This window comes from Pseudomonas cannabina (assembly GCF_900100365.1).
Taxonomy (GTDB): Bacteria; Pseudomonadota; Gammaproteobacteria; order Pseudomonadales; family Pseudomonadaceae; genus Aquipseudomonas; species Aquipseudomonas cannabina.
Genome location: NZ_FNKU01000001.1, coordinates 676,851 through 698,454, shown reverse-complemented (window position 1 = coordinate 698,454; position 21,604 = coordinate 676,851). Strand labels below are relative to the sequence as shown.

At 52.4% G+C, this 21,604-nt stretch carries 17 protein-coding genes and 3 pseudogenes; 15 read left to right on the top strand and 5 right to left on the bottom strand.

The annotated features are described in order from the left end of the window. Nucleotides 1–434: 434 nt before the first annotated feature. The 14 genes and pseudogenes from BLT55_RS03350 to BLT55_RS03285 all read left to right on the top strand — a co-directional run bounded on the left by BLT55_RS03350 (nt 435) and on the right by BLT55_RS03285 (nt 15,308). Complete coding sequence (locus BLT55_RS03350; protein WP_004663588.1) at nt 435–617, top strand: hypothetical protein; 183 nt, start codon at nt 435–437, stop codon at nt 615–617. Continuing rightward, nucleotides 617–1,405 carry a hypothetical protein gene (locus tag BLT55_RS03345; RefSeq protein ID WP_004663587.1) on the top strand — a complete coding sequence of 263 codons (789 nt, stop codon included), beginning with the start codon at nt 617–619 and terminating at the stop codon, nt 1,403–1,405. Before BLT55_RS03350 ends, BLT55_RS03345 begins: the two co-directional genes overlap by 1 nt. 686 nt (nt 1,406–2,091) lie before the next feature. Then, a complete protein-coding gene (locus BLT55_RS03340) occupies nt 2,092–4,113 on the top strand; it encodes a DNA topoisomerase III (RefSeq protein ID WP_074800015.1) in 2,022 nt (673 codons plus the stop codon). Between the two features lie 1,072 nt (nt 4,114–5,185). Continuing rightward, complete coding sequence (locus tag BLT55_RS03335; protein ID WP_017704441.1) at nt 5,186–5,719, top strand: hypothetical protein; 534 nt, start codon at nt 5,186–5,188, stop codon at nt 5,717–5,719. Nucleotides 5,720–5,927: 208 nt separating this feature from the next. After that, on the top strand, nt 5,928–6,296 hold the full coding sequence (locus tag BLT55_RS03330) for a hypothetical protein (RefSeq protein ID WP_044293636.1): 369 nt from the start codon (nt 5,928–5,930) through the stop codon (nt 6,294–6,296). A 304-nt stretch (nt 6,297–6,600) separates the two neighbouring features. After that, nucleotides 6,601–6,831: a hypothetical protein gene (locus tag BLT55_RS33380; RefSeq protein WP_004662782.1), complete on the top strand. Its 231-nt coding sequence runs from the start codon at nt 6,601–6,603 to the stop codon at nt 6,829–6,831. Between the two features lie 96 nt (nt 6,832–6,927). Then, nucleotides 6,928–7,497, top strand: a complete 570-nt coding sequence (locus BLT55_RS03320) for an STY4534 family ICE replication protein (protein WP_004662780.1) — start codon at nt 6,928–6,930, stop codon at nt 7,495–7,497. Between the two features lie 135 nt (nt 7,498–7,632). After that, complete coding sequence (locus BLT55_RS03315; protein WP_074800012.1) at nt 7,633–8,706, top strand: IS630 family transposase; 1,074 nt, start codon at nt 7,633–7,635, stop codon at nt 8,704–8,706. A 325-nt stretch (nt 8,707–9,031) separates the two neighbouring features. Then, nucleotides 9,032–9,367, top strand: coding sequence for a hypothetical protein (locus BLT55_RS03310; RefSeq protein ID WP_057446887.1), 336 nt, complete (start codon nt 9,032–9,034; stop codon nt 9,365–9,367). A 95-nt stretch (nt 9,368–9,462) separates the two neighbouring features. Next, nucleotides 9,463–10,074, top strand: coding sequence for a DUF3275 family protein (locus tag BLT55_RS03305; protein ID WP_046835360.1), 612 nt, complete (start codon nt 9,463–9,465; stop codon nt 10,072–10,074). An 88-nt stretch (nt 10,075–10,162) separates the two neighbouring features. Next, nucleotides 10,163–10,687, top strand: a complete 525-nt coding sequence (locus BLT55_RS03300) for a hypothetical protein (protein WP_074800004.1) — start codon at nt 10,163–10,165, stop codon at nt 10,685–10,687. A gap of 66 nt (nt 10,688–10,753) precedes the next feature. Continuing rightward, nucleotides 10,754–11,353, top strand: coding sequence for a hypothetical protein (locus tag BLT55_RS03295; RefSeq protein WP_074800001.1), 600 nt, complete (start codon nt 10,754–10,756; stop codon nt 11,351–11,353). Nucleotides 11,354–11,383: 30 nt separating this feature from the next. Beyond that, nucleotides 11,384–12,843: pseudogene (locus tag BLT55_RS03290) on the top strand (DUF6094 domain-containing protein). Between the two features lie 103 nt (nt 12,844–12,946). Further along, nucleotides 12,947–15,308 (top strand): annotated as a pseudogene (locus BLT55_RS03285) (SNF2-related protein). Nucleotides 15,309–15,746: 438 nt separating this feature from the next. Here BLT55_RS03285 and BLT55_RS03275 read toward each other — a convergent pair. The 5 genes and pseudogenes from BLT55_RS03275 to BLT55_RS31545 all read right to left on the bottom strand — a co-directional run bounded on the left by BLT55_RS03275 (nt 15,747) and on the right by BLT55_RS31545 (nt 19,694). After that, nucleotides 15,747–16,724 (bottom strand): IS5 family transposase, encoded by a 978-nt coding sequence (locus BLT55_RS03275; protein WP_074799822.1) that lies wholly within the window; start codon nt 16,722–16,724, stop codon nt 15,747–15,749. A 351-nt stretch (nt 16,725–17,075) separates the two neighbouring features. Next, nucleotides 17,076–17,413 (bottom strand): annotated as a pseudogene (locus BLT55_RS31555) (helix-turn-helix domain-containing protein); the annotation flags it as partial. Nucleotides 17,414–17,687: 274 nt separating this feature from the next. Continuing rightward, nucleotides 17,688–18,338, bottom strand: coding sequence for an adenylyl-sulfate kinase (cysC, locus tag BLT55_RS03270; RefSeq protein WP_074799995.1), 651 nt, complete (start codon nt 18,336–18,338; stop codon nt 17,688–17,690). 146 nt (nt 18,339–18,484) lie between these two features. Next, nucleotides 18,485–19,285: a hypothetical protein gene (locus BLT55_RS03265; RefSeq protein WP_139206373.1), complete on the bottom strand. Its 801-nt coding sequence runs from the start codon at nt 19,283–19,285 to the stop codon at nt 18,485–18,487. An 82-nt stretch (nt 19,286–19,367) separates the two neighbouring features. Then, nucleotides 19,368–19,694, bottom strand: coding sequence for a DNA polymerase beta superfamily protein (locus tag BLT55_RS31545; protein ID WP_074799992.1), 327 nt, complete (start codon nt 19,692–19,694; stop codon nt 19,368–19,370). Nucleotides 19,695–19,877: 183 nt separating this feature from the next. On the opposite strand from BLT55_RS31545, the gene BLT55_RS03255 reads away from it, so the two are divergent. After that, the gene (locus tag BLT55_RS03255; RefSeq protein ID WP_007247761.1) at nt 19,878–20,855 is read left to right on the top strand and encodes an IS5 family transposase; all 978 of its coding nucleotides are present in this window, start codon (nt 19,878–19,880) and stop codon (nt 20,853–20,855) included. Nucleotides 20,856–21,604: the final 749 nt, after the last annotated feature.

The following is a 21,604-nucleotide window of genomic DNA, read 5'->3' as shown; positions in this document are numbered from 1 at the left end:
TCTCATCTATAGGAACGCCTTGGCCGAGTATGCAGAGTTACGCGACAGCCGGAGCTCGAACGAAAAAAGCTGACAAAGCCCACACGCCCTGTACGCATAAAGAAAACTCTCATGACCTGACACCGCGACAAGCAATGCGTTAGGGAGCCGCTGATTTATTCGATTTTTCGTCCCTGCAACGCTCTGGAGGCCTTGATTTATCAGGGTCAACAGCTGGGTTTTAGAATAAATCAGCGTCTCCATAAGGTACCAGATAGCCGTGTTCTTCGCGCCTTGCACGCAGCTTGGCAAAGCGGTTAAAAGCCTTTGTTCTCAATTGCCTAAACTGAACGATAGATGAGAAAATTCGCGTGCGCTGTGCTAGATTAAGCGGTGAATGAACAGAATTGGACATTGTTCATGCGTTTCCACGAAAGCCGACCTGGAGAATGAAAATGCTTGGGTTACTTTTTAAAACTAGCAAGCATGAAAAAGAAATCCTTGAATCGCTGCGCGGACTCAAAACGTTACGCATCAGCGATCGCGGTGGAATGTCAATTGACACTCAAGAAATCCTGACAAGCAAACGCTTCATTGAAGCTAGCGAAAAAGCAAGAAAAATTGTGGCTAATGGCTGATGGGGCTGCTTCTCATTCTGCCTATTTTGGTTAGCGGCTACCTATTCTGCAGTGGAAGCATTTACCGGCAAGCGACCATGAGCCGCTACGACGGTCAGCTTTTGTACATGCTGATAGCCAAAACTGGAATTTTCATTTTTGCTGTTGGTTGCGCTGCAAGCTTTGGGTTAATTTACGCGAGCAAACATGGTTTTTTTGCATCGGAACCAAGCAAATATATTGATTATATCAAGTACTTCAAAGGCTTTCTTATCCATAACCAAATAACTGAAGCCAGAGAGGCGCCCATATGGGCGTTTCTTGTTCAAGCATCCGCAATCTCATTGGTAATAGCTTGGCTATCACCACGCCTGTTTACGCTACTGCTAATGATTAGGCATAGGGCATTGGCTCCGACCATCAAAGGTCTGATTCTAGCATCAAAGGTACCTAGCCGACCACTGACGCGGCATCTTATGAGATCTATGCGGGATGAGAACGGCCTGTACATGTTCTCTATGGAAGATCGTAAGGTTTACGTCGGGCGAGTCTCGCATATCGGCGATTTGCACGAAGCCGGTGGTATGGATGAAGATTTCGAGATTGTTCCAACCATGAGTGGCTATAGGGATAAAGATTCTTTAAAGGTTACCTATACCACAGATTACTCTGCTGTAACTAAAGAGATGACACTTAAAGGCCGAAAAATCGATTTCTCAATCGTACTCTCTCAAAAAAACATTGTTTCTATGAGCCCGTACGAGGAAGAAATATGGAACCAGTTCAAAAAACGACAACAAATATCTTAAAATCGAAACTTCTAGTGTACTGTTTGCGAAATAATTCACCCATGACCTGCAACCTAAGTCATTGATAAAATTTGAATTTTCCGTTAGTCAACAACTGGCTTTTTCGAAAACAGTACACTAGCGCACTGTTTTCGAAAAAAATAGCTGCTGATTCCCGTAGAGTCAACTTTTATCAACGGGTTACCTTATCGATAATTAGTAGGTTATTACGCAAACAGTATACTAAATAACTTTTGAACACTCATCAGACCGTTATCGCATTCTGCGGCGTTTAGGGCGACGCTGATTTATTCTAAAGCACAGCTGTTGCCCCCTGATAAATCAAGGCCTCCAGAGCGTTGCTGGGACGAAAACCGAATAAATCAGCGGCTCCTTAGGTCCAGTTCGGTCGGAGCAAGAGGCCGGATTCTGTATGGCGTTGTATATCAGCTTTTCGATGTTAAGAACCGCCAAAAAGAATCAGAAGAGCACCACACAAAGCGAAATTTCAACCCCCCAGAACTAATCTACGGTTTCCTAGGGAGGCGCTGATTTATTCGATTTTTCGTCCCTGCAACGCTCTGGAGGCCTTGATTTATCTGGGGGCAACAGCTGGGTTTTAGAATAAATCAGCGTCTCCCTAGAGCGTTTCATTCAGCAGACAGGCAAGGTTTCCCTTTGAGCTACACGATCTCATCGGAGTCCTTATGCGTTTGTATCTGTGCGAGAAGCCCAGCCAGGGTAAAGACATTGCCGCCGTACTCGGAGCAAAAACCCGGGGTGACGGCTGCCTCAGAGGGCCGGGGGTGGCCGTCACGTGGGGCATTGGCCACTTGCTGGAAACTGCTGCGCCGGATGCCTACGGCGATCACCTGAAAAACTGGAGCCTGGATACGCTTCCCATTCTACCTGCACAGTGGAAAGTCATCGTCAAACCGAAGACCGCCAGCCAGTTCAAGGTCGTGAAGCAGTTGCTCAAAGAAGCAACAGAACTGGTGATCGCGACCGATGCCGACCGCGAAGGTGAGATGATCGCGCGCGAGCTGATCGAGTATTGTGGGTACCGTGGGCCGATTCAGAGGCTGTGGCTTTCGGCCCTGAATGAGGCCTCCATTCGCCAGGCGCTCAACAGCGTCAAACAGGGTGCGGAAACCTATCCGCTATACCTATCAGCGCTCGCACGCTCAAGGGCGGACTGGCTGATCGGCATGAACTTCTCTCGGTTGTTCACTCTGCTCGGACGACAGGCCGGGTACACCGGCGTGCTGTCCGTCGGCCGTGTTCAAACACCGACCCTTCGCCTGGTGGTCGATCGGGATCGCGAAATTTCAAACTTCATCCCCAAGCCGTTCTGGGGTCTTGACGTTCAACTCTGCACTGCCGGGCACTCGTTCCTGGCTAAATGGGTCGCCGATGAATCAGTCACCGACGAAGAAGGACGCTGCCTTGATCAGAGTGCAGCGGCTGCCGCGCTCAATGCGCTGCAAAATAGCCAGACGGCTACGGCTATCTCTGTGGAGATCGAGCGTGGTCGGGATGTCGCGCCGCTCCCCTTCGATCTGAGCACCCTGCAGGAGGTATGCTCGGCGAAATTCGGGCTAGGGGTTCAAGAGACGCTCGACGTCGCCCAGGCCCTCTACGAAACCCACAAAGCAACAACCTACCCCAGAACCGATTGTGGTTACCTGCCAGAGAGCATGCTGGATGAGGTGCCTATGGTACTAGATGCCATCAACCGAACTGATCCCACTATTGGTAAGGCACTCCTGCTGATCGACCCGGAGCAGCGCTCACGGGCGTGGAATGACAAAAAAATCACGGGGCCCCACCATGGAATCATCCCGACCCTGGAACCCGCGAACCTTTCAGCAATGTCTGAGAAGGAGCGCAGGGTCTATGAGTTGATCCGCGCTCACTTTCTTGCGCAGTTCCTGCCTAACCATGAATACGATCGTACCGTGGCGACCTTCGAATCCAATGCAGTTTCACTCCAGGCAGTGGGCAAGCGAATAGTGGTGCCGGGCTGGAAAATTCTATTTTCTAACTCATCCGAGGAAGAGGGAGACGAAAGCGGGGGTCGGTCACAGACCCTGCCAATGCTGCAGGTTGGCTCTCGATGTGACATCCAGGACCTGCAGCTGAAAGCGCTGAAGACAGAACCTCCCAAACCCTACACCGAGGGCACGTTGGTTAAGGCAATGAAGACCATCGCCAAGCTGGTCAAGGATCCACGGCTGGCTCAGAAGCTAAAAGAAACGACGGGGATCGGGACGGAAGCAACTCGCGCCGGGACAATCCAGGGCCTGATCGACCGAGGTTCGCTCATCAAGAAAGGTCGCGCGCTGCGGGCAACTGAAGCAGCGTTTTCACTGATCGATGCGGTGCCTCCAGCAGTGGCCGACCCCGGCACCACTGCGATCTGGGAACAGGCGCTCACCATGATCGAGCAAGGCACCCTGACGCTCGATGACTTTATCGCCAGGCAATCGAGCTGGATCACCAGGCTCGTCGATCAGTACAAGGGCACTACCTTGTCGATCAAGGTTCCCGAAGGTCCCAAGTGCCCGTTGTGCAACGCGAAAACCTCGCAGCGCAAAGGAGCCTCAGGTGTTTTCTGGGCGTGTACCAGGTACCCCGAATGCAAAGGTACGGTGAACATCGGTACAGGGAAGAAAAAATCGCCGGGCAAGTCAGCCAAGACGCGCACCGCCACGACCAAAACCGCTTGAACCACTGGATATGGCGGCCTGACAAATGATGTGCCACAATAGATCCATTAACTGTTCCACCCCGCTGGTCACTGACGGTCATCAGTGACACCCTGGAGAAGTCGGCCTTGCCTTCATTCTCCAACCCCAAAGTACGCAAAGCATCGGGAGGGGCGTACAGATCTTGTTGTGAATTCTCCCTGTGTCTCCCTGTTCAATAGCAGACACGCAGCCGTCTAACTCGTGAAAGCGGGTTCATAGGCACATAGGGTTCATGGAAGGTTCGATGCATAATCGTCTCAGGGTCACACTGGTGTTGTGGCCCACTTTTTTTCAAATTCCCCCGCTTTTTCGGAAGGTAACCTGGTCATCTCGCAGCGCGCTGGATGACCAGGTTACCTTCCGAGGTAGCCACTTTTCGCTGCCGGTGCCCGCCGGTGAAAAAACGGGCTCCTTTTGTGCGCGAATGCGTGCCTTTTGATTACTGGCCCAAGCCACGACAACGGGTCGGGTGATGTCGATGAAGCAATGCGTGCGATCAATGCCCAGGGATCCTCGCTGAGCTTGCGCTCACAGGTGGCACATTTTTCAAGTTATAGCCAAGCCCACATTGGCTGAGAGTGATCGTCTGTGACGATGATAACTCTCAGCACGATTCTCATCGTTATCCTCTTGGCCGCTGCGCTCAAGTGATCCCCGATCTGGCGAGCGCTCTCGCCTAAATGGTGTGCGATTCATCACGTCATTGCCGTTCACCCAAGATCATAAGCGACTCCTGCGCTACTACTGCTTGACAAGCCCTCCCCGAATTCTCATTCTCAAGACATGTACCGCTGACGTTGTTAGCCACATGCCCGGGTAGTCTGGATCTCATGACTACGGTGCGTTCAACGCATTGATCCATCCCTAAGTTCGCAAAGCTTCCGGAGGCGCGAACGATCGGTATTCCGTACCGATGGATGCATAATTCACGTCGCACACCGTGCTGCACTCGGCTTAGCCGAGTCATATCATATAACTCACCTACCCTCGGGGAATACTTTCCCTCGGGGACAAGTGTCTCCGTTTTCTGCTGTTTGAACGGAGATAGACCATGTCGAACCACGCGGCTTCACGCTCACCACTCCAAAATGTTGAGATTACTGAACGCGTCAACATGCTGTACGGCGACGCATGTTGCAAGTTTCCCACATACGAAACCATGGTCCTCAAACATTTCTGTTCGCGGATGATCGAGACTTTTGGCGGTGACGAAACGTCACCCGAAGTGGCGGAGGCATTTGCCTATGCACGCTATGCCTATGGTTATCTTTCACCGTCGGAAATTGAGGCACACATGGACGATATTCGTAGTCACGGCATCTGCAGCCACGGTCTGACTGAAGACACTTGTCCTTGTGGGTGTTTTGAGCTCCCTGGGCCAGATGACCATGGGGACTTCAGTACAGATGGATATTACCCCGAGGATGATTCGGAGCTCATCCGCAAAGAGTGGGCCGAGAAAGAGGAGCGCTGGCGTCAAGAGGAAATTGCAGAAGCAAGTAGAACCGGCATGAAAGCCATTGTCCTCAACACAAAGAACGCCTGTATCCGGAGTGTCCTCAATATCTTGCGCCTATGGCGTTGATGTTCTCAGCAGCACCCCAGGTAGTCTGGATCTCATGACTACGATGCGTTCTACGCGTTGATCCAACCTAAAGTTCGCAAAGCTTCCGGAGGCGCGAACGATCGGTGATGTAAACGCCGATGGATGCACATTAAACACGTCACTCACCCAGCGGGGAATCACTCCCCACTCGGGCGGTGTTCTCCGCATTTTTCCCTGGAGAAACACCATGAGTACAGCAAGCTTTCGTTTTGGCGTTAGGGTCGGCACGGCATTGCGTGAATGCACACGTGCGTTCAACCAGAAGCTCAGCCCTGCAAACGTCCATATGGCGGCACCGCAGTGCAGGAAAATGCCCGAACCTGCAATGACCCACGACGAGTGCGAAAACTACTGCAGCGTCCCAGCCATAGTACGTCACAAAGGGATCAACCTTCATGATTGGTATGAGGCTAATACGCAAGAAGCTCAGACCAAGCCGGTGAAGAAACCCCGCAAACCTCGCGCATCAAAGGCACCCGCCACCTCCAAAAAGCAGGATGCTGAACCAGCCGTTAAGGGCCCTGTACTGGGCTCTCTGGACCCGCTCATTGCTTGATACTCCCCCTCCCCCGACAAGCCCCTCATTCATTGAGGGGCTTTTTTCATTGGGAGGGTTGACAAACGAATCGCCCGTAAAGGATTCTAAAGCCATGTACCGCTGACGTTGTCAGCAACATGCCCGAGGTAGTCTGGATTTCATGACTACGATGCGTTCCACGCATTAATCCACCCCCTAGTTCGCAAAGCATTCGGAAGCGCGAACGGTTGATCAGATTATTTGATTGATGAATGCACATTGATTCTCACACCCATCGGGACCTTTCCCGTAGGGTAGGTCTCGCGCTCAGCAGGAGACCTTCATGAAAAGCAGTATTGCGCTGTACCAAGCATTGATTTCGATTGATGTGGAGGAAAAACGCGCCGCTGCAGTAGTCGATGCTTTGGAGTCGGATATGCAAACGCAACTCGCGACAAAAGCCGACATCGACAATCTCGAGTCTAGACTCGAACTGAAACTCACCATTCGTATGGCTGTCATGCTGACTGCTGCCGTAGGCGTTATGCTTACTGCGTTCAGATTCATGCATTGATTGTCGTGAAATTTCGCTCTACCACCCATGCGGGGAATACCTTCCCCCTGGGCGAAGTGTATCTCCGCTTTGATCATTCAAAACTGGAGACACACCATGAGCAACTCTACTAACGAAAGCAAATACTTCGACCTGCATACCACTGGTATTGGCTATCTCAACCGCATTCGTGAAGTGAAACCCCGTAAAGGGAATCCTTTCATGGCTGTCACAGTGGCCGCCCTCAAAGGCAGCACTGACTCGGCTGAGTACGCTTATATCGACTGCAACGTGGTTGGTGCTGAAGCTGACAAGCTGATTCGCCGTTGCCAGGAAGCTGTTGCTGCCGAGAAGAAGGTTCTTGTCTCTTTCCGGATTGGCGATATCTGGGCTGATGTTTTTACCTACAGCAGTGGTGCTAAGCAGGGCCAAGCAGGTGTCAGCCTCAAAGGCCGTCTCTTGTACCTTGCCTGGATCAAAGTTGAAGGTGAATACGTCTATCAGGCTCCGCAGAAAGAAGAAGCACCTGCCTCTTCTGAAAGTTCAGAGTCGGAAACTACCCCAGTCGTTCATTCCGAGGCGTCTGCCGCAAGCGAACCAACTGATGTAGCTCCAACTGCTACTCCCTCTAAGCCAACACGAGCAAAACCAGCTCGCGCAGGACGAGGAGAGAAACAAGCCGCTTGATAGATATTTTACAACCTCAAGGCGCCCCTGCAGGCGCCTTTTCTTTTCATCACAACCTAGTGTGCTGTTCGCGAAATATCTTTTCGTTATTTTCGGCTACACTTCAGATGTCATCCCAGCCGTGGAGAGCTTATCGTGAGCGCTCTGGACATCACGCTTAGCCTTGAAGAAACGATCGAACTCAAACGACGCGTTCGCTCTGCCACCATACCTCAGCGAGAGGGTCGTCGAGCACGCATAATCCTGCTGGCTGCCGAAGGTGAAACCCGAGACAACATTGCACGTTTGACGGGCTTTTCCTGCCCAACGATCACGCTCTGGTGCCAGCGTTTCCAGGCTCGTCGACTGGGCGGACTGGTCGACGAACCTGGGCGTGGACGCAAGTCATCTTTGCCTGCCGAGACAGTTCGCCGTGTCCTGGAACAGGTCACCCGTCCTCGCATCGGAGAACCACGCTGGAGCTGTCGGAGCATGGCAAAGGCGGCGGGTATTTCCTCGACCACCGTCCATAAGCTGTGGGCTGCCAATGATTTAAAGCCCCACCTGACGCGCACATTCAAGTTGTCCAACGATCCGCAGTTTGAGGAGAAATTCTGGGATGTGATCGGGCTTTATCTGGCCCCACCGGATAAGGCTTTAGTGTTGTGCTGTGATGAGAAAAGCCAGGTTCAGGCGTTGGAGCGAACACAGCCGGGTTTGCCTTTGGGCATCGGTCATATCCAGACTAAATCCCATGATTACACCCGTCATGGCACGGTCACGTTATTCGCCGCACTGGATTACCTCCAAGGAAAATTGATCAGCAGCATCGAGCGTCAGCACCGGCATCAAGAGTGGTTGGCCTTTCTCAAGAAGATCAATAAAGAAACGCCCAAACACCTCCAGCTTCATCTGATCGTCGATAACTACGCGACCCACAAGCATGCCGCAGTGAAGGCCTGGCTGGCGAAGCATCCGCGTTTTCATATTCATTTCACGCCGACCTCCAGCTCTTGGATGAACATGGTTGAACGCTTCTTTCGAGACATCACGGTGTATCTTCGCGACGGCAGTTTTGCCTCGGTTCGCGAGCTGGAGAGCTCCATTACAGCGTTCATGGCGTTACGTAATGCTCAGCCGACCCGATACGTTTGGAACGCAAAGGGAGAGGAGATTCTGAACAAAATTCAACGGGCGCGTGAAGCACTTGAAACCGCAGGCAATAAGTAACTTATTTCGAAAACATCACACTAGGTGTCGATTTCATGAAAAGCGCCATCGCTACGCTCGTGCTTACAGTGTTAAGCATCTTTTTTTTAGAATGTGGACAGCAAATGTCCGCGCAAGTATTGACTCAGATAGGGGCTGGAGGATTGGTAGCCACTTTCCTTTCCTTGATGGCTACCGCAATGATGTCCTGATACGACACGTATGCCAGATGACTTTCACGTTATAGAAAGATTCTAACTAACCGTTCTCAAGAACGTAAACCAACCTGACCGGGTAATTCACCTCCCGGTCGGGCCAGGTGGTTGCCCGCACCTGGAGAATTACTATGTCCATCACCATAAATCACTTGCCATCCACTTTGCTGAAACTGCCTGTTGTGCTGACTCCTTCCGCCTGGAAAGAATCGGTTCATTTGGAACAACCATCACACATTGCGGAGGTCGGCACTCGTCTTGGCGAAGTCGTACTCGAAGCCTATCGTGAGCTGCATCTGCAGCCAGATGAGGTTCAGATCGACTTCGGCATCTATCGTTTTCTGCCCAACGGTGACCGCTCGGGGCGTCATTGGCTCGAACTGAGACTTCATCGGATGGATGCCATAAACGGCAATTCCTACCTTTGCATTTCGCTTAGAGCTGAACAGCCTCTCAACCTCTTCTGACCCAGTCGTCAACCTGAAACCACGAACAAGCCCGAATCTTCGGGCTTTTTTTCGGGCTCCCATATAAGTGGCCTGCCCGATAATCCGGAGTAGTCATGATCAACCTGCCCGGCTATTTGGCCATACGCACCATCAGCGGTCGCAACGGCGCTTTCAACGTTGGGCGACTTTCGACATCCATCGGCGAGTTCGTTATTAAGGATGCGCTGCTGGACCAGTACCATGAGGGCAAATATCGAGGTGATTTCGTTATCACTGAAATTCGTCCCTCCTACTACACAAACGGCGGCAGATTAGTGGTCGAAGTCCGCGCCAGGCTGGACAGCATGTCTTTGGACGATGTGGCTAACCTGAGCGCAGACGAGGCTGAGAGGCTGTCCAACAACGAAACGGACCCACTCGACGAAGAAGCCTCGGGAGGCTCGTCGTCAACCAAACCTCGTCCGGCTGTTCAAACAACTCCCAGAAGATCAGTTTCTGCTGACAGTGACGCACCGTTCGGGATGACGAGATCCGAGCCTGAGAAACAGGTCACCGCACTTGAGGCTGATGCAGAGCTGTTTGGCACCATCTGGCCTCTTGGAAGTTCAGTCAAGCTCGATACAACGGTAGACCGTCAGCGTCTGCGGCAACAATGTGTTCGCCTTGGCGAGCTCGGGTATGAGCTTGACTTCAAGCTGCAGATTTGGAATCTCAGCACTCATTGACCTTGTTCAAAACTGAACGTTATCTACTTTCACATCCCCTGAGGGCTCCCTCATGGGTGCTCCTCATTACTGACTGAAGGAGCATCACATGCATCCACTTTTCATGAATATCAAGAAAGCGATCCTGGACATCATTGAGGATCAACTCACCAACAACGAAGAAGCACCTGACGCAGAAATCTGGAACTTTCTGGTCGACGAACTCGACCTGACCATAGAACAGGCAGACGCGGCCATAGCAATGCGACCGCGCTTCCGATGCGAGATATTCATTGCTGGGCAAAGCCCGTTGTATCAAACAAACACCGTAACCTTCGATCCGCTTGAGAAAAAACTCGTGGCTGCTGAGCCTTTGAGTTTCGATCAGATCTTAGAGATATACACGATGCTGCTGAAGAGTCGACCGGGTTACCGACTCAAGCTGGGGGATCACTGGGCCGCCGGTTTGAATTCAGAGGGTGAGCTGTATTGCACCCATCTAAACCCATGCGACAAAAACGTCGTGTTTGAAGTTTACGACTTCGACCGCGATGCGTTCGTTGATGGTCGCTGGCAGTATGAGACAGAAAAACAAACACGGGCGGCAATCGATAAACCCGTATTTATCCGCTAAACACATTGAATCCCGAGGGGCCTCACCGCCCCTCAGGGCGGTTCCCCTCCTGTTTTGGAGGTCCTAATGCCGAGCCGCACTCAACTCTTTCACATAGAAGAATGCCCGGATCTGTACGTCGACGCGTGCGTCTGTGACGAGCAGCGAAACCTGATATTCCTCTCAGCCTGGGGCCGCGACACGGCCATGCAGGAGTTTCTGGCCAGGCTAACACTCGGCTCTGCTGAGAATGGCCTGGACCAGTTTCACATCGTCATGAATGACCAACGCATCCCCGTGTTCCCTGAGACGGATCAGTTGGAAAAACGCACCACTCGCCAGCTTCGCGGAACGCTCTTCGGCAGCCTGTTGCACTTATGGCTGTTCGATCAGCGTTGCTCGCAGCCGGATCGAGCAAACCACTGTGCGTACGCGCTCATCAATCAAGCCCAAGACCCGTTCGACAGGTTGTGGCCGCTGATCATAGACACTTGTCCGCTTCCCTTCCTTCCACATTGGCGTGAGCCGGTGATGGAAGTCCTTACTGCGCACAACATGCTGCATCCGCTACCAGGGGCTATTGGCTCGGTGACTGCCTGGCGTTTGTCACTGCAGCTGGACGTACTCGAAATAGCCCTGGGCGAACTCATTCGCGAAGGAAAACTGACCACTGAAGTGACAGCGTAGCGCTGCGCCGAACCTACCAAGGAGCCGATCATGGCTTTGATGTTTTCACGGCTTGCCCGTAATTTTGCACGCAATGGCTACTACCCGACTGACGAACTGACGAACTGACGCTGGAACGCACTCTGCAGGCATTGTTGCCGGCGACCTCGGGACGGATGCGGATTCTTGATCCGTGCTCGGGAGAAGGCGTGGCTTTGGCTGAAGTCGCACACCGTCTGGAGCGCGACCGAACCGAGGCGTATGCGGTTGAGTACGACAAAGAGCGCGCTGATCACTCGAAAACGTTGCTGGACCGAGTGCTGCAGGGTGACTTGATGGACACCATGATCTCTCGACAGTCCTTCGGACTGCTCTGGCTCAACCCTCCCTACGGGGATCTGGTCGCTGATCACTCTGGCGCTTCACAGTACCAGGGTAGCGGCCGCAAAAGGCTGGAGAAGGCATTTTACCAACGGTCACTGCCGTTGCTTCAGTACGGAGGGGTGATGGTATTCATCGTTCCTCACTACGTGCTGGACGACGAGCTGTGTGGCTGGCTCACCAATCACTTTACCGGGCTGCGGATATGCGCTGCGGTAGACCGGACGTTCAAACAGGTCGTTATATTCGGAATCAGGGTACGGCGTCAGGATCTGGCAAGACCCCGGGAAGTGGCGGCGATGCGTGAGCATTTGCGGGCAATCGGATCCGGGGAGCAAGCTGCTGATCTGCTACCGGCCACTTGGCCATGGGAGCAATACGCTGTCCTGCCGATCGCCAATGATCTGGAACAATTCTACCGAATCACGCTTGAACCAGAGCAATTCAGTGAAGAGGTTCTTCGTCTGAGAGGCCTATGGCCTGATTTCACGCTGCACTTTGGCCAGACTGGCGCTCAACCGCGGGCCCCTGTGAAGGCACTTTCAAGGTGGCACTTGGCACTTGCACTCGCTGCTGGAGCCATAACCGGTGTAGTGACCTCTCGGTCCGGGCGTGTCCTGGTGCTCAAGGGCGACACTTACAAGGATAAGGTTCCCAAGACCGAATTCACCGAGGACGAGGACGGCAACGTTTTCGAGACACGGATACTGACTGATCGTTTTGTGCCCCGGATTCGGGCATGGGATATGACGCCAGGCTCATCCTACCTCGGGTGCGCACTGACCATCAGCTCAGATGCGACAACACCAGCAGCACACGAAACCACCTCAAACACTGATGCACGTAGTCAGGACGCTTTATTTGAACTGGGCCGTGTGGTGCTCACGCATAGCGTTCAAAGTCTGCTCGAAAACAACTCTCTCGACGTGATGCAGTACCTGCGGCGTCACGCGACGGGCGATTGGGGCGAGATTTCGAACGACGACTGGGACAGCAACCAGCAAGCACTGAGTGCTGAAGGTCGATTGTTTTCCGGGTATGACATTGACGCTGGAGATGAAACCAGACTTTGGATCATCACCGAGGTCGATCGCTCCGTGACCACCATCATGTTGCCGTCTGACTACTGACAGCGCATTAAACAAAACATTCTCTCAACCAACCCGCAGGGTATGCCCAATACCCTCCGTGGTGTCGTGCGTGCCCTGTTTCATTCTCATGCGGAGAAACACCATGAACGACATTACATTGCCAAGGGCCTCGAGCCACCTGAAAGCCGATGCTTTGAATATTGGGCTCACTGAGTTTATCGAGGAGTTTGGTGACGAACTTCTGGAGTCACTCAACCGCTCCAATCCACCGGTCTATGCCGGCATCGACAATCCGGCTCGCCAGTGGGTGCTGGAGGGCCTCAAACGACAGCCCTTCCCAGCGCAGGCCCAAGTGGTCCAGGCCATTGCCGCGCTTTTGCTCGATCAGAATGAGCAGGCTGGCATCATCAATGCCGAGATGGGGACAGGCAAAACGATGATGGCCATCGCGCTCGCTGCAGTCATGCATGGAGCTGGTTATCGCAGGACGATGGTCATCGCGCCTCCGCACCTAGTCTACAAGTGGCGGCGAGAGATCCTCGAAACCATCCCTGACGCTCGCGTCTGGGTGCTCAACGGACCGGATACCCTGGTCAAGCTGCTGAAGCTGCGCGATCAACTGGGTGATACCTACGACGGACGTCAGGAGTTCTTTATTCTCGGCCGCGTGCGGATGCGGATGGGGTTCCACTGGCGTCTGGCCTTTTGGCAACGGCGTGCCGGCGGTGGAAGGAGCCTGGCAGCGTGTCCAGATTGTGGACGTCTGCTCCAGGACCAGGAAGGCAATCTGATCACCGCTGAGGAATTTCAGCGTGAAGAGCGACGTCGACGCTGCGATCACTGTAATGCCGCTTTATGGACGCTGATGCGTCCGGGCAAATCGGATGGCGGCAGCCGCCGCAACACGGTCCTCAAGTCGATGTGTCGCATCCCTACAATCGGACCTGTTCGTGCAGAACGGCTTTTGTCTGACTTCGGCGAAGACTTTCTCGCCTCGATGCTTCTGGACAATGTCTCTGAGTTCATCAACCTGATGGACGCCAAAGGCAATTTCATCTTCAGCGACCGCCAGGCCAAGCGCATGGAGCGTGCGATGGCCAACATCGAGTTCGGGTTCGGCGAGGGGGGTTACCAGCCCACCGAGTTCATCAAGCGCTACCTACCTGATGGGTGCTTCGACCTACTGGTCGTGGACGAGGGGCACGAGTACAAAAACAGTGGATCGGCACAAGGTCAGGCTATGGGCGTGCTCGCAGCCAAAGCACGAAAGACTGTGCTGCTGACCGGCACTCTCATGGGCGGCTATGCAGACGATCTGTTCTACCTCCTGTTCCGGATCCTCACCAGACGTATGATCGAGGACGGCTATCAGCCCAACTCGCGAGGAAGCATGGCGCCGGCGGCGATGTCTTTTATGCGGGATCACGGGGTATTGAAGGACATCTACACCGAGCGTGATGGCAGCTCTCACAAGACTGCCAATGGTAAGAAACTCTCGGTGCGGACGGTCAAAGCTCCGGGTTTCGGCCCGAAAGGTATTCACCGCTTCGTTTTACCCTTCACTGTGTTCCTGAAACTCAAGGATATCGGCGGCAATTTACTACCTGGTTACCGGGAGGAGTTCATTGACGTGCCGATGTCTCCAGACCAGGAGGCGGCTCACCTTAAACTTGCCCAGACATTGACCATCGAGCTTCGTCAGGCACTGGCCCGCAGAGACACCACGCTGTTAGGGGTGGTGTTGAACGTGCTGTTGGCATGGCCGGACTGCTGCTTTCGACCTGAGGTGGTGAAGCATCCTCGATCCAGAGACACACTGGCTTTCGCGCCATTGATCTTCGGTGACGATGAGCTCATGCCTAAGGAGGCGCTGATTTATTCGATTTTTCGTCCCTGCAACGCTCTGGAGGCCTTGATTTATCTGGGGGCAACAGCTGGGTTTTAGAATAAATCAGCGTCTCCCTAAGGAACAGGCACTTCTGGACCTATGTCTTGCTGAAAAAGCCCTGAACCGCAGGGTTCTGGCCTACTCGGTTTACACGGGAACCAGAGACACTACAAGTCGCATGAAGCGAGTGCTTGAACAATCGGGACTGAAGGTGGCAGTGCTGCGTGCTTCGGTGGACACCGCCAGGCGCGAGGACTGGATCCTTGACCAGGTTGATCGAGGCGTCGACGTACTGATCACCAACCCGGAGCTCGTAAAAACAGGTCTGGATCTGCTCGACTTTCCGACCATTGCGTTCATGCAGACGGGTTGGAAAGTCTACACGGTGCAACAGGCGGCAAGGCGCTCATGGAGGATCGGACAGAAGCAAGACGTCCGGGTGATCTTTTTCGGCTACATCGGCAGCTCTCAGATCACCTGCCTGCAGCTGATGGCCAAGAAGATCGCCGTATCACAGAGCACGTCAGGGGATGTTCCAGAGTCTGGACTGGACTCGTTAAACCAGGACGGCGATTCTGTAGAAATGGCGCTCGCCAGACAACTCATCAACGCTTGACCATGGCCACCTTCGGGTGGCCTTGTTTATGGGGTCTGCTGGCCATTGTAGAAACTACCGACGGTTTATAGTGTGCTGTTTTCGAAAAAATCTGTCGTTTTTTTGAGTAAAAACAATATTCATTAATAGGCAACATCGTAGATGTATGGGCAAGTTTTTTCGAAAGCAGTACAATAGAATGGATCCAAATTCAAACAGATAGGCCTAGTAAATGCTTTCAAAAATTCAGATTCTTGATGCTCAATGCAATGCGTGGTTCATATCGACGATCTGATGAAGCTGGAGGTGCTTAGGGAGACGCTGAACAATTAACCCGTTCGCACCGTCCCCATTTCCAAGCCGGTTTTTTTCAACCTGCCGGCCTTATTTTACGTTTCTCGAGCAGATTTCTGCCCTCATTTTGCTGAAAGGCGGGCCAGTCCCGCCTTTCAGACGGATTTATCCTGCCGTCTGTTGTAAATACCGCTTGGCCAGCATCAGATTGGCCAACCCAAACAAACTGAACAACTGCGCTGTATTCTTTTCCAGCCCACGGTAGCGAACCTTGCGATGATTGAAGCGCACCTTGATTACCTGGAAGGGGTGCTCGACCTTGGCACGCAGTTGCGCCTTGGCATATTCAATTTTGCGCTTGACCCGATACAGCACGCTGCCTTCGCCGTGCTGCTTGTAACTGCTTGGCCGTTCTGCAATCGACCAGATAACGTCCCGTTCAGCATGCTCCGGTCGCTTGGCCGCACCGGTGTATCCAGCGTCACCCGAAACATAGGTTTCGTCACCGTGAAGCAACTGGCCAACCTGGGTGACATCCGCCACGTTAGCGGCCGTCCCTACTACGCTGTGCACCAGCCCCGACGTGGCGTCTACACCAATGTGGGCCTTCATCCCAAAGTGCCATTGATTGCCTTTCCTGGCCTGATGCATCTCAGGATCACGCTTGCCTTCTCGGTTCTTGACCGAGGGCGGCGCGGCGATCAGAGTAGCGTCGACGATAGTGCCTTCCTTGAGCAGCAGCCCCCGGCTGGCCAGATGCTGGTTAATCGTTTCAAACAGCAGCCGGGTTAGCTGATGGACTTCCAGCAAGCGGCGAAAACGCAGCAAGGTGGTGGCATCCGGTGCAGACTCGCGACCCAGGTCGATACTCATAAAACCGCGGATGGCCTGGCTGTCGTAGACGGCATCTTCGCAACCTTCATCGGAGAAACCGAAACACTGCTGCACGACGTACATGCGCAACATGCGCGACACCCCTATCGCAGGGCGTCCGCGCTTGCCTGCGGTGTTGCTATAAAACGGCGCCACTTGCGCCTCCAGCAGGGCCCAGGGCACCAACTGTTCAAGGTCAGCCAGGAAGCGATCTCGGCGAGTCTGCTTTTTCTTGCCGGTATATTCGAGTTCGGAGAAGGTCTTCTGCACGCGCGTAACGCTCACGGAGAGGGAGGCTGTTGAAGGAACTTAGTGTGCCAAGGGTGGGGACAGTTGGCTATTTTTGCAGCGCCTCCTTAGGGAGACGCTGATTTATTCTAAAACCCAGCTGTTGCCCCCAGATAAATCAAGGCCTCCAGAGCGTTGCAGGGACGAAAAATCGAATAAATCAGCGCCTCCCTAGGCGTTTCTTTGTTGATCTTGTTGAGAAAGGTCAGCCACTCTTGATGCCTCTGCTAAGGAGACGCTGATTTATTCTAAAACCCAGCTGTTGCCCCCAGATAAATCAAGGCCTCCAGAGCGTTGCAGGGACGAAAAATCGAATAAATCAGCGCCTCCCTAACGCTCGATGCTGCTGATCAATTCCCTTGGACGTAACCCAGTGCAGCGAATAACGTGACAGTGCCATGGCGGGTGAAATCATGGACTTAGTCTGGATGTGACCGATGCCCAAAAGCAAACCCGGCTGTGTTCGCTCCAACGCCTGAATCTGGCGATACCAGAGCGTGATCGTTGGGCATGAAAATGCCCGTCAACCGTGCGATGTTATCTCGAGTTTCGCCTTCGGCAGCCAGCAGGATTATGCGTGCTAGCCGCCGCTCTCGCTGAGGGATGGTGGCAGAACGAACTCGTCGTTTTAACTCGGCTGTTTCTTCATTTCTAAGGAGACGCTGATTTATTCTAAAACCCAGCTGTTGCCCCCAGATAAATCAAGGCCTCCAGAGCGTTGCGGGGACGAAAAATCGAATAAATCAGCGCCTCCCTAAGGAGACACTGATTTATTCTAAAACCCAGCTGTTGCCCCCCCAGATAAATCAAGGCCTCCAGAGCGTTGCCGGGACGAAAAATCGAATAAATCAGCGACTCCTTAGTCGCTCTTCTCAGGGAACCTACATGAGTTCATGTGCGGCTGCCATTCCTTTTCGTTTTTGATTATTGTATGAATGAGAGCAGTTAAATGAACCCAGTCTCTTTAAGAAATTGCATCAATTGCTCAGAGACATAATCTGGCGAATATACTTCCGTCTTCAGGTGAAGGTCTGGCGTCGTGGGTGCCTCGTATGGAGCGTTAACACCAGTAAAATTCGCCAAGTCGCCAATCCGGGCTTTTTTATATAATCCTTTTGTATCCCGAGCTTCTACGGTAGCCAACGGACAATCCACAAAAATCTCAAAAAACTCATTAGGTTGAAAAAAATCACGAAGCTTTTTTCGCTCCGATGTAAGTGGAGAAACGAATGCGCATAATACGATCAATCCCGCATCACACATTAACTTTGCGACTTCACCTACTCTCCGCATATTCTCGGCACGTTCAGGCTCTGTGAAGCCAAGGTCACGATTCAGCCCGCTCCTTACATTGTCACCATCGAGCACATATGTATGATACCCCAACTTGAAAAGCTTAAGTTCAACCAAACTAGACAGCGTGGTTTTTCCCGCCCCTGACAGCCCGGTAAACCACAGCACACAAGGCTTTTGTTTTTTTAGGCTGGCTCGATCACCCTTGCTTATATCCAGACGAGGCGGATAGATATCCCAGCACTTAGACTCCTCATCATGAAATCTCCTGGCGTTAGTGGCGTCTGTGTAAGTTTTTGTCATAAACACTCACTTCATAGCTTGATAGTTAAATAATTAATTTTAAATACGTTCATTATGAACATAGTTGGATATGATCAAATTGCTCTGAACTTCGCCCAGATTGAGCTCTTAGGGTTACTGGGAAAATACACCCTGTGACCGCACCATCAGTCATCAGTCAGCTCACTCAGAGCAAGGTTGAAACAGCTCATCGTAACAACACCAGCCAATAGAAATACCTGCAGATATTGAAGACATTCTTCTCTGGATATTTGGAACCCTTCAATAGCTCGTTGCAGAACGTCGTTGACGCAAGAGTCGTTATCGATCAGTGCCCATATCAGTACCGCAGGCACTGGAAGCTCCATGATCGGGATATTTACCCGCAGTAGGAAAAAAGTGTCTGCGTGACTAACAACACGAACACCTGCTGGTTTTTCAAGCAGCCGGTTCCTTCCTGAAGGATGAGATGGGAGGAAACGAGAGACAGTCCAGAATTCCTTTTCAGGCATACGATTAGACATCACGGAATGATCCGACATGACCTGCAGAAAGCGATAACACCGATGGAGGTAAACTTTTTTTTGGCATACGGAGCCGCTGAATTCGCCAGCGAAAACATCCGCAAAGCGCTCCAGTGCCAAATGTGTTTCACCGATAAAAAGCTGTGCATATCGTAGCTGCCATTTGTCCAGTAAAGACGTGGCGCCACAGAAGACCAGAAACTGATTAAAGCTGTGCTTTGACGCGGTTCGAGCTGCGAGCACGGCAGAATCGAAGTCTCCCGCATCGACGAAACCGGAAGAGGCCCTCAATGAGCGCTCGGCATTGAGCTGACAGAAATCCCCCAGCCTTTTTCTGAAAATATCGATATCCAACATTTTTTTCAATTGATCGAAACTGTGAGCGTTGGTTAGGCCAATCCCGCAATACAGTCGATGACACAGCAGCAATTCATAGTTTGTCATGCTTGGTAGGTCTTCGCCGTCTAAGAGCATCTCGACGATATGCTCTATTTTAGCGAGGCTAATTCGGGTGACTTCGATAGGTCTAGGGAGGCGCTGATTTATTCGATTTTTCGTCCCTGCAACGCTCTGGAGGCCTTGATTTATCTGGGGGCAACAGCTGGGTTTTAGAATAAATCAGCGTCTCCCTAGGTCCGCCTGTAACAAGCGTTTCACCTTCGCTGCAGGTTTCATAAACGGCATATACATCATAGTCGGAGCTTGGCGTCGCCAGTCCTTCGGCAACCGAGCCAGACAGGAACGTATACAAAGGTTTTTGCTCATCATTATTCAAAAAAGCATCGAGCCTTTCCTTGATTGCAGCCAACTCCGTCTCTGACGGCGTCACGCGAGCTTGAGATGCATAACTCATTTAACCTCCTTACAGTGATAAAAGCGGCAATGTGACACCAATCAATATCAAAGTGATATCCCCTCAATTCCAGCAACCTTAGGACTCGAAGACTTAAGGAGGCGCTGCAAAAATAGCCAACTGTCCCCACCCTTGGCACACTAAGTTCCTTCAACAGCCTCCCTCTCCGTGAGCGTTACGCGCGTGCAGAAGACCTTCTCCGAACTCGAATATACCGGCAAGAAAAAGCAGACTCGCCGAGATCGCTTCCTGGCTGACCTTGAACAGTTGGTGCCCTGGGCCCTGCTGGAGGCGCAAGTGGCGCCGTTTTATAGCAACACCGCAGGCAAGCGCGGACGCCCTGCGATAGGGGTGTCGCGCATGTTGCGCATGTACGTCGTGCAGCAGTGTTTCGGTTTCTCCGATGAAGGTTGCGAAGATGCCGTCTACGACAGCCAGGCCATCCGCGGTTTTATGGGTATCGACCTGGGTCGCGAGTCTGCACCGGATGCCACCACCTTGCTGCGTTTTCGCCGCTTGCTGGAAGTCCATCAGCTAACCCGGCTGCTGTTTGAAACGATTAACCAGCATCTGGCCAGCCGGGGGCTGCTGCTCAAGGAAGGCACTATCGTCGACGCTACTCTGATCGCCGCGCCGCCCTCGGTCAAGAACCGAGAAGGCAAGCGTGATCCTGAGATGCATCAGGCCAGGAAAGGCAATCAATGGCACTTTGGGATGAAGGCCCACATTGGTGTAGACGCCACGTCGGGGCTGGTGCACAGCGTAGTAGGGACGGCCGCTAACGTGGCGGATGTCACCCAGGTTGGCCAGTTGCTTCACGGTGACGAAACCTATGTTTCGGGTGACGCTGGATACACCGGTGCGGCCAAGCGACCGGAGCATGCTGAACGGGACGTTATCTGGTCGATTGCAGAACGGCCAAGCAGTTACAAGCAGCACGGCGAAGGCAGCGTGCTGTATCGGGTCAAGCGCAAAATTGAATATGCCAAGGCGCAACTGCGTGCCAAGGTCGAGCACCCCTTCCAGGTAATCAAGGTGCGCTTCAATCATCGCAAGGTTCGCTACCGTGGGCTGGAAAAGAATACAGCGCAGTTGTTCAGTTTGTTTGGGTTGGCCAATCTGATGCTGGCCAAGCGGTATTTACAACAGACGGCAGGATAAATCCGTCTGAAAGGCGGGACTGGCCCGCCTTTCAGCAAAATGAGGGCAGAAATCTGCTCGAGAAACGTAAAATAAGGCCGGCAGGTTGAAAAAAACCGGCTTGGAAATGGGGACGGTGCGAACGGGTTAATTGTTCAGCGTCTCCTTAAGGAGGCGCTGATTTATTCGATTTTTCGTCCCTGCAACGCTCTGGAGGCCTTGATTTATCTGGGGGCAACAGCTGGGTTTTAGAATAAATCAGCGTCTCCTTAAGCATTGATTTGTCACATGTCAAGAAATTAACCGACATGCTTTGCCGCGCCGAAATCATGAAACATCTTGTAACATTTACTGTTGGATGATTTTTTGACACATCCCCTGGGGCTGTTTAGGGTTGATGCGAGGCGATTAAAAAGTCTCGAAGACGATCAAATTGATCTCAATTTATGAACTAAAAGGATGATCTTCATGAATCATAATATTCGCGTACTTACCACGACCGAACAGCAAGCCGTAAGCGCTGTAATCACCTTCACTTCAAGTGGCGGTGCCATTCACGCACCTAAATAACACCGCTTGAGGTTGTCACATTAAACGGATGTATTAGTTGCACAAGGATGTGCTGATTCAAGAGTAGTTGATAATACATCGTCCATCTACTCTTCGTATTCACTGGCATGTAATGACTGTTCGATACTCAAGGAGGATCCATGAACCAGATAGCCCAGCTAGGGAGCCGCTGATTTATTCGATTTTTCGTCCCTGCAACG

What these genes read in the sequence shown, in the direction of transcription:
- BLT55_RS03350 (WP_004663588.1), top strand. Translation starts at nt 435, where the DNA reads ATGCTTGGGTTACTTTTTAAAACTAGCAAGCATGAAAAAGAAATCCTT.
- BLT55_RS03345 (WP_004663587.1), top strand. Translation starts at nt 617, where the DNA reads ATGGGGCTGCTTCTCATTCTGCCTATTTTGGTTAGCGGCTACCTATTC.
- BLT55_RS03340 (WP_074800015.1), top strand. Translation starts at nt 2,092, where the DNA reads ATGCGTTTGTATCTGTGCGAGAAGCCCAGCCAGGGTAAAGACATTGCC.
- BLT55_RS03335 (WP_017704441.1), top strand. Translation starts at nt 5,186, where the DNA reads ATGTCGAACCACGCGGCTTCACGCTCACCACTCCAAAATGTTGAGATT.
- BLT55_RS03330 (WP_044293636.1), top strand. Translation starts at nt 5,928, where the DNA reads ATGAGTACAGCAAGCTTTCGTTTTGGCGTTAGGGTCGGCACGGCATTG.
- BLT55_RS33380 (WP_004662782.1), top strand. Translation starts at nt 6,601, where the DNA reads ATGAAAAGCAGTATTGCGCTGTACCAAGCATTGATTTCGATTGATGTG.
- BLT55_RS03320 (WP_004662780.1), top strand. Translation starts at nt 6,928, where the DNA reads ATGAGCAACTCTACTAACGAAAGCAAATACTTCGACCTGCATACCACT.
- BLT55_RS03310 (WP_057446887.1), top strand. Translation starts at nt 9,032, where the DNA reads ATGTCCATCACCATAAATCACTTGCCATCCACTTTGCTGAAACTGCCT.
- BLT55_RS03305 (WP_046835360.1), top strand. Translation starts at nt 9,463, where the DNA reads ATGATCAACCTGCCCGGCTATTTGGCCATACGCACCATCAGCGGTCGC.
- BLT55_RS03300 (WP_074800004.1), top strand. Translation starts at nt 10,163, where the DNA reads ATGCATCCACTTTTCATGAATATCAAGAAAGCGATCCTGGACATCATT.
- BLT55_RS03295 (WP_074800001.1), top strand. Translation starts at nt 10,754, where the DNA reads ATGCCGAGCCGCACTCAACTCTTTCACATAGAAGAATGCCCGGATCTG.
- cysC (WP_074799995.1), bottom strand. Translation starts at nt 18,338, where the DNA reads ATGACAAAAACTTACACAGACGCCACTAACGCCAGGAGATTTCATGAT.
- BLT55_RS03265 (WP_139206373.1), bottom strand. Translation starts at nt 19,285, where the DNA reads ATGACAAACTATGAATTGCTGCTGTGTCATCGACTGTATTGCGGGATT.
- BLT55_RS31545 (WP_074799992.1), bottom strand. Translation starts at nt 19,694, where the DNA reads ATGAGTTATGCATCTCAAGCTCGCGTGACGCCGTCAGAGACGGAGTTG.